Here is a 12,029-nt window from a genome sequence, read left to right on the forward strand (position 1 = left end):
GGGCGCGGCCGCGGGCGGCGACGCCGCGGGACGTGCGGGCCCGCCGCTCCTCACGGGCGCCGCGGGGCGCTCGCCGCGTTCGATCGCCCGCACCGCCGCGGCCAGGTCCGTGAGTTCGGCGGGGAGCTGCGCACCGACGCCCTCGGTCGAGGGCCGGGGCCGCCGGGGAGCCGCGGTCTCCTCGCCGGCGGCGCCCTCGGGCTCGGCGCGGTCCTCGCGGTCGTGGTCGTCGCGGTCCTCGGTCACGATGGCCTCCGTTGTACGGCGGACTACGGTCGGGGCCCGATCACAGCGTGCTCCAGTCGTGGTCCGGATAGCGGTGCACCGGCGCAGAGACGTCGTCCAGCGCCTGGCAGATCTCATCCGGAAGACTAAGGGTCTCCACTGACAACGCCGCAGCGAGCTGCTGGGCGTTGCGCGCACCGACGATCGGCGCGGTGACGCCGGGACGGTCCCGCACCCAGGCGAGCGCCACCTGCAGCGGGCTGGCGGCCAGCCCGTCGGCCGCTATGGCCAGCGCGTCCACGATGAGCCGGGCCGTCTCGTCCAGGTAGGGGGCGACGAAGGGGGCCATGTCCTCGGAGCCGCCGCGGGAGTCCTGCGGGGTCCCGTGCCGGTACTTGCCCGTCAGCACCCCGCGTCCGAGCGGCGAGGACGGCAGCAGCCCCACCCCCAGGTCCAGCGCGGCGGGCAGCACCTCGCGCTCGATGCCGCGCTGCAGCAGCGAGTACTCCATCTGCGTGCTGGCCAGCGGTGTGCGCGTCGGCACGGCCTGCTGCCAGGTGGCCGCCTTGGCCAGCTGCCAGCCGCAGAAGTTGGACACGCCGACGTAGCGGGCACGGCCGGAGCTCACGGCCAGGTCGAGGGCCTGCAGCGTCTCGTCCAGCGGGGTGGTCGCGTCGTACGCGTGCACCTGCCACAGGTCGACGTGGTCCGTGCCGAGCCGCTGCAGGGAGGCGTCCAGGGCGGCGAGCAGGTGGCCGCGCGAGGCGTCGAAGCGGCGGTAGGGGTCGGGCACGCTGCCGGCCTTGGTGGCGATCACCAGGTCCGAGCGCGGCACCAGGTCCTCGACCAGCCGGCCGAGGAGGTACTCGGCGCCGCCGTCCCCGTAGACGTCGGCCGTGTCCACGAGCGTGCCCCCGGCCTCCCAGAAGGCCTTGAGCTGGTCGGCGGCGTCGAGTTCGCCGGTGTCGCGCCCCCAGGTCAGCGTGCCGAGCCCGAGCCGGGACACGCGCAGTCCCGTACGGCCGAGGTGCCTTTGCTCCATGAGGGGTGAGATTACTGTGCGTCCGGGACCTTTGGGCAGGAGTGACGTACCCGACAGGCGCCGGCGCGCGCCCGGAGCGATAAGGTCCGGGGAACAACGACGTTACTCATCGGTAAGGGGATCGCCATGCGGCTCGGGATCAACCTCGGCTACTGGGGCGCCGGGATGGACGCCGACAACCTCGCCGTGGCGCAGGAGGCCGACCGCCTCGGCTACTCCGTGTGCTGGGCGGCCGAGGCCTACGGTTCCGACGCGCCCACCGTGCTGTCCTGGGTCGCCGCGCAGACCGAGCGCATCGACGTCGGCTCGGCCATCTTCCAGATCCCGGCCCGTACGCCCGCGATGACGGCGATGACCGCCGCCACCCTCGACTCCCTGTCCGGCGGCCGCTTCCGGCTGGGCCTGGGCGTCTCCGGCCCGCAGGTCTCCGAGGGCTGGTACGGCGTGAAGTTCGACAAGCCGCTGGCGCGCACGCGCGAGTACGTCGAGATCGTCCGCAAGGCGATGTCGCGGGAGCGGCTGAGCCACGAGGGCGAGCACTGGACGCTGCCGCTGCCCGGCGGCCCCGGCAAGGCGCTGAAGCTGACCGTGCACCCGGTGCGCGAGCACATCCCGCTGTACATCGCCGCGATCGGCCCGAAGAACCTGGAGCAGACCGGTGAGATCGCCGACGGCGCGCTGCTGATCTTCCCCTCCGCCGCCCACCTGGAGGACACCGCGCTCCGCCACATCCGGGCCGGCCGCGAGAAGGCGGGGAAGACCATGGACGGCTTCGACGTCTGCCCGACCGTGCCGCTCGCCGTCGGCGAGGACGTGGACGCGCTGGCCGACCTCTTCCGCCCCTACACCGCCCTGTACGTGGGCGGGATGGGCAGCCGCAAGCAGAACTTCTACAACCAGCTCGCGCAGCGCATGGGGTACGAGAAGGAAGCCGCCGAGATCCAGGACAAGTACCTGTCCGGCGACAAGGAGGGCGCCGCCGCCGCGATCCCGCGCGAACTCATCGACTCCACCACCCTGCTGGGCTCCGTGGAGCGGATCGCCGACCGGATGCAGGCCTACGCGGCCGCCGGCGTCACCACGCTGACCCTGGCCCCGGCCGGGTTCACCCTGGACGAGCGGGTCGCGGCGCTGCGCGCGGGCGTGGAGGCGCTGGAGCGCGCCGGACTCGCCGGCTAGGGGAGCGGGCGGCCCCTCGGCGCCTGGTCCCGGGCTCAGCCCGGGACCAGGCGCCCCATCATCCGCCCGAAGGCGATCAGGCGCGCTATCTGGCCGGGGCCGCCGTCGTCGAGGGACTTGCTGAACCGGAAGGCCTCCGGCCGGAAGCGGGCCGAGGTGACGCCGCCGTCGGCGTCGGCGTGCACCGCGCTCAGTTCCTGCGGCGTGGCGGTGGCCAGCACCACGAAGACGCCGCGGTCGATCCGCCGGCCCTGCTCGTCGCGGCCGACCAGGGTGCGCATGCCGACGTGGCCGATCGAGTCCAGGGGCAGCACCTGCACGGAGGAGTCCAGCACCCGTCCACCCGGCGCGTCCTCGTCGGCGACCTCCTCGCTGTGCCACAGGATGAGCCGCCGACCGTCGCAGACCGCGGCCTCCTGCCACACCGAGGTGCCGGCCTCCGTCAGGTCGACGACGCGTTCGAGGGTGAAACCGCGGACCCGCCGCCGGCCCAGGACGCCGCCGATCGCATCGAGGGCCACGTCCGCGTGGAGGAAGTAGGCGCGGGCCGCGTCGTCCAGGCGCGCGTAAGGGGCCCAGTCCGAGCCCGCCGGGCCTTTGGGGCGTGCCGTCGTCCGGCTGCGCGTCGCCTTGCTGAACATGACTTGGTCGTGACCCCTCCGAGGGGCTATGAAATCACGGGCACTTCGGCCGGCGGCGGGGCCCCTCGGTTTCCGCGGCCGTGGTGGGGGCTCGGGGGTCTTCCCCGCCACGGCCGTCACCAAACACAACGCTCGGAAGGGCCAGGGGTTACGTGCCCGGTGCCGGACGGCTCTCATCCGTTCGGCCGAGTTGACGCCCGGGCCTGTTGCCTCATGCTTTGCGGGCGACTTGACTTTTCTTTTGCGGATGCCCGATTCGCGCAGGAGGTACGTCATGCTCTCCGCCCGGAGTCTGTTCCAGGAGATCCTCGACAACGACGACTCCTTCCGGCTGTTCTGCTCGATCGCCGCCAGCGGTGAGTCGCAGGGCGGCTGGGAGAACGGCAGGATCGCCGCACTGGTCCCCGAGTCCCAGCGTGAACTGGCCCCCAAGATCGCCCGGCACGGCGCCGACGAGGACAAGCACGGCCGGATCTTCCACGCCCTGATGCGCAAGCGCGGTCTCGAACCCGTCCCGGTCCCCCCGGACACCGACTACACCGTGCTCCTCGAACGCGGCGGCATCGGCCTCGCCCACGACAAGCTGCGCCGCGACGAGCGCCTGACCGTGCGGGACATCGTCACCTACCTCGCCCACAGCCGGGTCACCGAGCAGCGCGCCTCCGAGCAGATGGCCCTGCTCACCAGGTACTTCGCGGACCACCCCGACATCGGCAGGGCGGTCCGCATGATCTCCGCCGACGAGGACAACCACCTCGCCTACTGCCACGAGGAACTGCTGCGCTTCGCCCACGCCGGCCACGGCGCGACCATCCAGCGGGTGCTGCGCGAGTGCGCCCACGCCGAGATCCGCATCTACCGCGACGTCAGCCTCGCCGTCATGGACCACATGGGCCGGATCCTCGGCTGGTCCGGGGCGAAGGCCGCGGTGCTGCGGGCCGGGATCCACGGGGCGTACGCGTACGAACGCCTGGGCGGCTGGCGGCGGATGGTCAGGCTCGCCATGCCCCAGCGCCTCGACGCCCTCGGCGGGCCCGAACCCGCGGCCGAACCGGCGGTCTGAGCCGCCCCCCGGCCGTTCGCCCGCACCCGCGTGGGGCCGGGAGACCGCTCAGAGCCAGCCGTGCCGTTTGAACGTCCGGTACAGCAGGATCTCGGACACGGCGATGAGTGCCAGGACCGCGGGATACCCCCACACCTGGTGGAGTTCGGGCATGTACCGGAAGTTCATGCCGTAGATCCCCGCGATCATGGTGGGTACCGCCGCCATGGCGGCCCACGCCGAGATCTTGCGCATGTCGTCGTTCTGCCGCACCCCGACCTGGGTCAGATGGGAGCTCAGCACGTCGCTGAGCAGCCGGTCGAGGCTGTCCACCAGCTCGTTGGCCCGCGTCAGGTGGTCGGCCACGTCGCGGAAGAAGGGCTGGGTGCTGGGGGCCACGTGCGGCACCGTGCCCGCCGAGAGCCGGATCATCGGCTGCATCAGGGGCGCGGTCGCCCGCCGGAACTCCAGCAGCTGGCGCTTGAACCCGTAGATCCGGCTCGCCGTGCTCTCGGCGCCCTGGCGCGCGACGGACCTGCGCACCTCCGGGGCGAAGACCTCCGTCTCCAGGTCCTCCAGGTCGGCCTGGAGATCGGCCGCGACCACCATGTAGTCGTCGACCACGGTGTCGCTGATGGCGTACATCACCGCGGTCGGTCCGTGCTTGAGGATCTCGTGCTCCGCCTCCAGACGGTGCCGGATCTCACCCGGGGCGATCGCCTCGCCGTGGCGCACGGTGACGACGAAGCCCTCCCCGACGAAGATCATCAGCTCGCCCGCGGAGACCGTGTCCCGCTCGTCGTCGTACGAGACCGGCTTGAGCACCAGGAAGAGCGAGCCCTCGTACACCTCCAGTTTGGGCCGCTGGTGGGCGCAGAGGGCGTCCTCCACGGCCAGCGGGTGCAGCCCGAACTCGCGGCTGACGAGGTCGAACTCCTTCTCCGTCGGCTCGTACAGGCCGATCCACACGAACGCCCCGTCCGTCGCCCGCGCCGCGTCCAGCGCGTCGGAGAGGTCGTCGGGGGCCGAGGTGCGCTCCCCGTCGCGGTAAATGGCGCAGTCGACGATCACACCTGTCTTCTTCCGCGCTACGTCGGCGCCACACCGGACAACCCGGGGTCGTATGGTGGCGGTCATGCCCACCGTGATCCTGGTCCGGCACGGCCGGTCCACCGCCAACGCGGAGAAAGTGCTGGCCGGACGGCTCCCCGGAGTCGCCCTCGACGAGACCGGACGTGACCAGGCCGCCGCGCTGGCCGCCCGGTTGGCCGGACTGCCGCCGGCCGCCGTGGTCACCAGCCCGCTGCAGCGGTGCCGGGAGACCCTGCAGCCGCTCCTGGACGCGCTGCCCGACGTCCCGCTCCACGTCGAGGAGCGCATCTCGGAGTGCGCCTACGGCGACTGGAGCGGTCGCAAGATCGCCGAGCTGGCCGACGAGCCGCTGTGGGGCGTGGTGCAGCGCTACCCCTCGGCCGCCGTCTTCCCCGGCGAGGGGGGCGAGTCGGTGCGCGCCATGCAGGCCCGCGCGGTCGACGCGGTGCGCGAGTGGAACGCCCGCATCGAGGAGACCCACGGACCCGACGCCCTCTACGTGATGTGCTCCCACGGCGACATCATCAAGTCCGTCGTCGCCGACGCCCTCGGCATGCACCTGGACCTCTTCCAGCGCATCGCCGTCGACCCCTGCTCGGTCACCGCGATCCGCTACACCCCGGAGCGGCCCTTCCTGCTCCGGCTCGGCGACACCGGCAGCCTGGAAAGCCTGCGCCCGAGGGAGCGGCCCACCACGGCCCCGGGCGACGCGGAGGTCGGGGGCGGTGCGGGCGCACCGTGATCAGCTTCCGCAGTAGGGTGGACCGGACCCCGAAGACACCGAGAAAACGGAGCAGGACGTGCCTCGTCAGGTGTTCCTCTACGACAAGCCCGAACGCTTCGTCGCCGGCACCGTAGGCCAACCGGGCCAACGCACCTTCTTCCTGCAGGCGAGCGCCGCCGGCCGGACGACCAGCGTTGCGCTGGAGAAGACCCAGGTCGAGGCACTTGCCGAGCGCATCGACGAGCTGCTGGACGAGGTCGTGCGCCGCACCGGCGGTTCCGCCCCCGTGCCCGCCGTGGCCCCCACGGAGCTGCTCGACAACAGGCCGCTCGAGGTCCCCGTCGAGGAGGAGTTCCGGGTCGGCACCATGGCCCTGGCCTGGGACGGCGCCGAGGAACGGATGATCCTGGAGGCCCAGGCGCTGGTCGAGATCGAGGCCGAGGACGAGGACGACCTCGAGGCCGCCGAGGAGATGCTCCTGCAGGACGAGGAGAACGGCCCGCCGCTGCTGCGGGTGCGCCTGACCGGCGCCCAGGCCCGCTCCTTCGCCAAGCGCGCTCTCGACGTCGTCGCGGCCGGCCGCCCGCCCTGCCCCCTGTGCAGCCTGCCCCTGGACCCGGAAGGACACGTATGCCCGCGTCAGAACGGGTACCGGCGGTCGGCGACGGCCTGAGCGGGGACATAGCCGCCGAGCTGCTCACGCACGGAGAACTGACCGTGCGCGGGCGGCTGCGCGACGCCTCCAACGCGGTGCTCTACTGCGCGGTCGAGCACGAGGGCGTGCGCGCCCACTGCGTGTACAAGCCGGTGGCGGGCGAGCGGCCGCTGTGGGACTTCCCCGACGGGACGCTCGCCCAGCGCGAGGTCGCCGCCTACCTGGTCTCCGAGGCCACCGGCTGGGGCCTGGTGCCGCCGACCGTGCTGCGGGACGGCCCGTACGGCGAGGGCATGGTGCAGCTGTGGATCGAGACCCCCGAGGAGGCCGGCGAAGGGCTCCTCGCCCTCGTCGAGGGGGACGAACCGGGCGACGGCTGGAAGGCCGTCGGCTTCGCCGAGGTGGGCGAGGGCCGCACCGCGCTGCTGGTGCACGCCGACGACACCCGGCTGCGCCGGCTGGCCGTCCTGGACGCCGTGATCAACAACGCCGACCGCAAGGGCGGCCACCTGCTGCCGGCCGCCGACGGGCACCTGTACGCCATCGACCACGGCGTGACCTTCAACACGGAGAACAAGCTGCGCACCCTCCTGTGGGGCTGGGCCGGCGAGCCGCTCACCGACGAGACCGCCGAGGTCCTCGGCAAGCTCTCCGCGGAGCTCGCTGACGGGGGTCTCGGGGCCCGGCTGGCCGAGCTCATCACGCCTGCCGAGCTCGACGCCCTGCGGGCCCGCGTCGCCGCGCTGCTGGGCTCAGGACGTCATCCCGAGCCCTCGGGGGAGTGGCCCGCGATCCCCTGGCCGCCCATCTGAAGGCCGGGGCCGGCCGTCCCGGGAGGACCCACCGTTCGTTTGTGGATCACGCGGGCGGTTAATCTCATGACATGCATGCCTGGCCCGCTTCCGACGTCCCTGCCCTCCCGGGCACCGGGCGCGACCTCCGCCTCCACGACACCGCGACCGGTGGCCCGGTAACCCTGAGCCCCGGTCCGGTCGCCCGCATCTACGTGTGCGGGATCACCCCCTACGACGCCACCCACATGGGTCACGCGGCCACCTACAACGCGTTCGACCTCGTGCAGCGCGTGTGGCTGGACACGAAGCGCCAGGTCCACTACGTCCAGAACGTCACCGACGTCGACGACCCGCTGCTGGAGCGGGCCGACAAGACCGGAGAGGACTGGACGGCCCTCGCCGAGCGCGAGACCACCCTGTTCCGCGAGGACATGACCGCGCTGCGGATGCTGCCGCCCGCCCACTACATCGGCGCCGTCGAGGCCATCCCGGGGATCGTCCCGCTGGTCGAGCGGCTGCGCGAGGCCGGTGCGGCCTACGAGCTGGACGGCGACATCTACTTCCACGTCGACTCCGACCCGCACTTCGGCAGCGTCTCCCGCCTCGACGCGGCCGCCATGCGCGTGCTGTCGGCCGAACGCGGCGGCGACCCGGATCGCCCGGGCAAGAAGAACCCCGTCGACCCCGTGCTGTGGCTCGCCGCCCGCGAGGGGGAGCCCAGCTGGGACGGCGGCAGCCTGGGCCGGGGCCGCCCCGGCTGGCACATCGAGTGCGTCGCCATCGCCCTGGACCACCTCGGCATGGGCTTCGACGTGCAGGGCGGCGGCTCCGACCTCGCCTTCCCGCACCACGAGATGGGCGCCTCGCACGCCCAGGTGCTCACCGGCGAGTTCCCCATGGCGAAGGCCTACGTGCACGCCGGCATGGTCGCGCTGCACGGCGAGAAGATGTCCAAGTCCAAGGGCAACCTCGTCTTCGTCTCCCAGCTGCGCCGCGACGGGGTGGACGCGGCGGCCATACGGCTCAGCCTGCTGGCCCACCATTACCGCGAGGACTGGGAGTGGACCGACGCCGTGCTCGCCGACGCGGTGGAGCGGCTGGCCCGCTGGCGCGCCGCCGTCTCGCGGCCCGACGGCCCGCCGGCCGAGGCGCTGCTGGAGGAGATCCGCGAGGCGCTCGCCGACGACCTGGACGCCCCCGCCGCGCTCGCCGCCGTGGACCGCTGGGCCGCCCGGCAGGAAGCCGAGGGCGGCACGGACACCGGTGCCCCCGGCCTGGTCTCCCGCGCCGTGGACGCCCTGCTCGGCGTCGCGCTCTGACGCCGCGGGAGCTGCCCGGCCCACCGCCTCCCCGGCTCCCCTGACGAACGCGGACGGCCCGGCCGCCGCCCCTGTGCGGGGCGGCGGCCGGGCCGTGTCCGACGCGTGCCGGTCGGGTCACTCCCCGTCGGCGCCGTCCTCCTTCTCTTCCCGGTCGTCCTTGGGCTTCTGCGACATGTCCCGCAGGTAGGGGCCCGCGTCGGACTCGCCCGACTGCGGGTCACGGCGCCGCAGGTAGCGCTCGAACTCGCGGGCAATAGCCTCGCCCGAGGCCTCCGGCAGCTCCGCCGTGTCGCGGGCCTCCTCCAGCGTCTGGACGTACTCGGCGACCTCGCTGTCCTCGGCCGCGAGCTGGTCCACGCCGACCTGCCAGGCACGCGCGTCCTCCGGCAGCTCGCCGAGCGGGATGCGCAGGTCCAGCAGGTCCTCCAGGCGGTTGAGCAGCGCCAGCGTCGCCTTCGGGTTCGGCGGCTGCGACACGTAGTGCGGCACGGCGGCCCACAGGCTCACCGCCGGGATGCCGGCGTGGGTGCAGGCCTCCTGGAGGATGCCGACGATGCCGGTGGGGCCCTCGTACCGGGACTCCTCCAGGCTGAGCGCGGTCGCCAGGTCCGGGTCGGAGGTGACGGCCGTGACCGGCACCGGACGGGTGTGCGGGGTGTCACCCAGGAGGGCGCCCATCACCACCACCATCTCGATGCCGAGCTCATGGGCGAAGCCCAGGATCTCGTTGCAGAACGAGCGCCAGCGCATGCTGGGCTCGATGCCCCGTACGAGGACGAGGTCTCGTGGCTTGGGGGTCTCGATGCGGATGACGGACAGCCGCGTGGTGGGCCAGGTGATCCGTCGCGTGCCGCCGTCCATCCAGACCGTGGGGCGGTTGACCTGGAAGTCGTAGTAGTCCTCGGCGTCCAGCGCGGCGAACACCTCGCCCTTGAACTCCCGGTCCAGATGCCCGACCGCGGCGGAGGCGGCGTCCCCGGCGTCGTTCCAGCCCTCGAACGCGGCCACCATGACCGGGTCGATCAGCTCGGGAACCCCCTCGAGCTCGATCACCCAGCGCCTCCTTCCGGCCGGAAGGGGGATGGTGCCACCCCCGCCGGCTGCCGTTCCTTCGCGTGCTGCACCAGCCTACGGCTTCACGAGACAGGTGCCGCCGCCTTCGTAGGGGGATGATCCCCAGAGTCATCCGACGTACGCGTCCGGTCAGCCACCGCTCCACGCCGAGCGGTACGCGGCCCAGTCCGAAGGCGTGGCAGCGAAGTCGACGTACAGGGCGAGCCCGAAGCGCTCGCGGGCGGGCGCCTCGCGGGCGAGGCCGAGCCGGGCGCCGCGCACGGCGGCCGTGACCGTCTCCGCCCAGGCGTGCCGGCCCAGGTTGTTCGTGTGGTACCCGGGCAGGCCCACGAGCAGGTCGGTGCCCGGCGGCGTCACCTCCAGGGCGAGGGCGGTCTGCTGGGCCACGTAGCCTCCGTAGAGGCCCTCCAGGGGGAGGGCGGTGTCGTAGGTCATCATCGCGACCTGGTCCACGCGCCGGGCCACCTGCGCGAAGTACCGCTGCGACCACCACTTGGGGTGGTGGAACAGCGGGCCGCTCACCGAGTGCAGGGAGGGCAGCGGGTCGATCTGGTGCGTCGCCACCGACAGCGGCACGCCGCGGGTGGCGGTGAGCCGGTGCACCGAGTCCAGCAGCGAGAGGAAGCCCTCGTCGTCGGAGTACATCGGCTCCAGGTCCAGGTGGACCCCGTCGAACCCGGCGGCCAGCACCTGGGCCGCGCTGTCCCGTACCCGGGCGCGGGTCGCCGCGTCGTCCAGGTGCAGGCCCTCGGAACCGTCGTGCGACAGGACCTGGCCGAGCCACGCCTGGACGCGCACCCCGGGCAGCGCGGTGTGCATCCGGCGGATCATGTCCCGCGCTCCCGGGTAGAGACCCGCGTCGAGGCGGCCGTCGAACTCCAGGGGCCCGGTGTGCACGTACAGGTCCCGGGTGCCGCTGCCGCGCAACTCCCGGGCCAGCGTCTCGAGGTCGGCGTCGTCGCGGCCGCCGTCGACCCAGGCGTGCCCGAGCCACACCGCGTTCCGGTCACGGTTGGCGCCGGCGCCGGACGGGTCGCCGGTGTACTCCAGGCGCAGGGCGACCCCGGCGGCGAGCACCGGGAGCAGGACGGCGAGGACGACCAGCAGCGCGCCGCGGCGCAGCGTACGGGCCGAGGGGCGGCGCAGGCGCAGCCGGGGGCGTGGATTCATCCGATCCCTCTTTTCGATCACTCTGACGAATGACCGGACGCACCCGGGCCCGGGGTGGTTCGCCCGCCGGCGGGATCCCGTGGGGACCCGCCGGGCCTCAGAGCGTGGACCGCAGCCACTGCTCCACGCTCGCGACGTGCACCGTCGCCCAGGACCGCGCCGCCTCCGCGTCCCGGTCCCGCAGGGCCGCCAGGATCGCGCGGTGCTCGTGCAGGGTGCGGCTCACCGCGTCCTCCTGCGTCAGCCCGCGCCAGATCCGGGCCCGCGTGGTTGGCCCGGACAGCCCGTCCAGCAGCGAGCACAGCACCGAGTTGCCCGAGGCCTGGACGATGCCGCGGTGGAACTCCAGGTCGCACGCGACCAGTTCCTCCACCGACGGTGCCGCCCCCAGTGCCTCCAACTGCTCGGTCAGCACGTCCAGCTGGGACTCGGCGATGCGCGCCGCCGCCATCGCGGTGGCCGCGGGCTCCAGGATGCGGCGCACCGCGAGGAACTCCAGCACGGTGTCGTCGCGGTGGAAGTCCACCACGAAACTCAGCGCCTCCAGCAGCAACTGCGGGTCCAGGCTGGTGACGTAGGTGCCGTCGCCCTGCCGTACGTCCAGGATCCTGATCAGGGACAGCGCGCGGACCGCCTCGCGCAGGGAATTGCGCGACAGCCCGAGCTCCGCGGCCAGTTCGCTCTCCTTGGGGAGCCGGTCGCCGGGCCGCAGCGCGCCGGAGACGATCATCCCCTTGATCTTCTCGATCGCCTCGTCGGTGACCGCCATGAGCCCCTCGCCTCCCCGGACATCCGATGTATCGGGCCATTATGCCCGCACCGCCGAAGAGCCGGGGCCTTCTGGCGGAGGTCCGATCCGCCGCCCCGCGACGTCCCGAACCGCGGAACGCCGAAAGGCCGTGCCCGCTGTCGCGGACACGGCCTTTGGCGTGTGAAATCACCGTCGGGACGACAGGATTTGAACCTGCGACCCCTTGACCCCCAGTCAAGTGCGCTACCAAGCTGCGCCACGTCCCGGTGACGTTCCCCGGGGCGCCGCCCCGGAAGATCACGTACAGAGGAGGATACC

General features: G+C 72.9%; 12 protein-coding genes, 1 tRNA gene and 1 pseudogene. 6 read left to right on the forward strand and 8 right to left on the reverse strand.

The window, feature by feature from the left end; genetic code table 11:
- Together PV410_RS42715 and PV410_RS42720 are read right to left on the reverse strand one after the other, a co-directional pair.
- A pseudogene (locus PV410_RS42715) lies at positions 1 to 246 on the reverse strand (exodeoxyribonuclease V); the annotation flags it as partial.
- Between the two features lie 40 nt (positions 247 to 286).
- Positions 287 to 1,267 (reverse strand): aldo/keto reductase, encoded by a 981-nt coding sequence (locus PV410_RS42720; RefSeq protein ID WP_500332083.1) that lies wholly within the window; start codon positions 1,265 to 1,267, stop codon positions 287 to 289.
- Positions 1,268 to 1,393: 126 nt separating this feature from the next.
- On the opposite strand from PV410_RS42720, the gene PV410_RS42725 reads away from it, so the two are divergent.
- Positions 1,394 to 2,446, forward strand: a complete 1,053-nt coding sequence (locus PV410_RS42725; RefSeq protein WP_500332084.1) for an LLM class F420-dependent oxidoreductase — start codon at positions 1,394 to 1,396, stop codon at positions 2,444 to 2,446.
- A 35-nt stretch (positions 2,447 to 2,481) separates the two neighbouring features.
- Here PV410_RS42725 and PV410_RS42730 read toward each other — a convergent pair whose 3' ends face one another.
- Positions 2,482 to 3,087: a hypothetical protein gene (locus PV410_RS42730; protein ID WP_500332085.1), complete on the reverse strand. Its 606-nt coding sequence runs from the start codon at positions 3,085 to 3,087 to the stop codon at positions 2,482 to 2,484.
- Between the two features lie 274 nt (positions 3,088 to 3,361).
- Between PV410_RS42730 and PV410_RS42735 the strand changes: the two genes are divergently transcribed.
- Positions 3,362 to 4,150 (forward strand): ferritin-like domain-containing protein, encoded by a 789-nt coding sequence (locus PV410_RS42735; RefSeq protein WP_500332086.1) that lies wholly within the window; start codon positions 3,362 to 3,364, stop codon positions 4,148 to 4,150.
- A 48-nt stretch (positions 4,151 to 4,198) separates the two neighbouring features.
- On the opposite strand, the gene corA is transcribed toward PV410_RS42735, so the two are convergent.
- Complete coding sequence (gene corA, locus PV410_RS42740; RefSeq protein ID WP_500332087.1) at positions 4,199 to 5,200, reverse strand: magnesium/cobalt transporter CorA; 1,002 nt, start codon at positions 5,198 to 5,200, stop codon at positions 4,199 to 4,201.
- A 64-nt stretch (positions 5,201 to 5,264) separates the two neighbouring features.
- On the opposite strand from corA, the gene PV410_RS42745 reads away from it, so the two are divergent.
- From PV410_RS42745 to mshC, 4 genes are all read left to right on the forward strand, one after another.
- Complete coding sequence (locus PV410_RS42745; RefSeq protein WP_499510966.1) at positions 5,265 to 5,963, forward strand: histidine phosphatase family protein; 699 nt, start codon at positions 5,265 to 5,267, stop codon at positions 5,961 to 5,963.
- Positions 5,964 to 6,021: 58 nt separating this feature from the next.
- Positions 6,022 to 6,618, forward strand: a complete 597-nt coding sequence (locus PV410_RS42750; protein WP_500332088.1) for a DUF3090 domain-containing protein — start codon at positions 6,022 to 6,024, stop codon at positions 6,616 to 6,618.
- A complete protein-coding gene (locus PV410_RS42755; protein ID WP_500332089.1) occupies positions 6,576 to 7,412 on the forward strand; it encodes an SCO1664 family protein in 837 nt (278 codons plus the stop codon). The genes PV410_RS42750 and PV410_RS42755 overlap by 43 nt, the downstream gene beginning before the upstream one ends.
- A gap of 71 nt (positions 7,413 to 7,483) precedes the next feature.
- Entirely contained in the window at positions 7,484 to 8,713 is a 1,230-nt protein-coding gene (gene mshC, locus PV410_RS42760) for a cysteine--1-D-myo-inosityl 2-amino-2-deoxy-alpha-D-glucopyranoside ligase (RefSeq protein WP_500332090.1), read from the forward strand.
- Between the two features lie 117 nt (positions 8,714 to 8,830).
- Here mshC and PV410_RS42765 read toward each other — a convergent pair whose 3' ends face one another.
- The 4 genes from PV410_RS42765 to PV410_RS42780 form a co-directional block, all read right to left on the reverse strand.
- Positions 8,831 to 9,769: a PAC2 family protein gene (locus PV410_RS42765; protein WP_499510962.1), complete on the reverse strand. Its 939-nt coding sequence runs from the start codon at positions 9,767 to 9,769 to the stop codon at positions 8,831 to 8,833.
- A 150-nt stretch (positions 9,770 to 9,919) separates the two neighbouring features.
- The gene (locus PV410_RS42770) at positions 9,920 to 10,960 is read right to left on the reverse strand and encodes a glycoside hydrolase family 18 protein (protein ID WP_500332091.1); all 1,041 of its coding nucleotides are present in this window, start codon (positions 10,958 to 10,960) and stop codon (positions 9,920 to 9,922) included.
- A 97-nt stretch (positions 10,961 to 11,057) separates the two neighbouring features.
- A complete protein-coding gene (locus PV410_RS42775) occupies positions 11,058 to 11,729 on the reverse strand; it encodes a FadR/GntR family transcriptional regulator (RefSeq protein ID WP_500332092.1) in 672 nt (223 codons plus the stop codon).
- A gap of 174 nt (positions 11,730 to 11,903) precedes the next feature.
- Positions 11,904 to 11,977 (reverse strand) — tRNA-Pro (locus PV410_RS42780).
- Between the last annotated feature and the right edge of the window lie 52 nt (positions 11,978 to 12,029).

Source organism: Streptomyces sp. PA03-5A (assembly GCF_033792725.1).
Classification (GTDB): Bacteria; Actinomycetota; Actinomycetes; order Streptomycetales; family Streptomycetaceae; genus Actinacidiphila.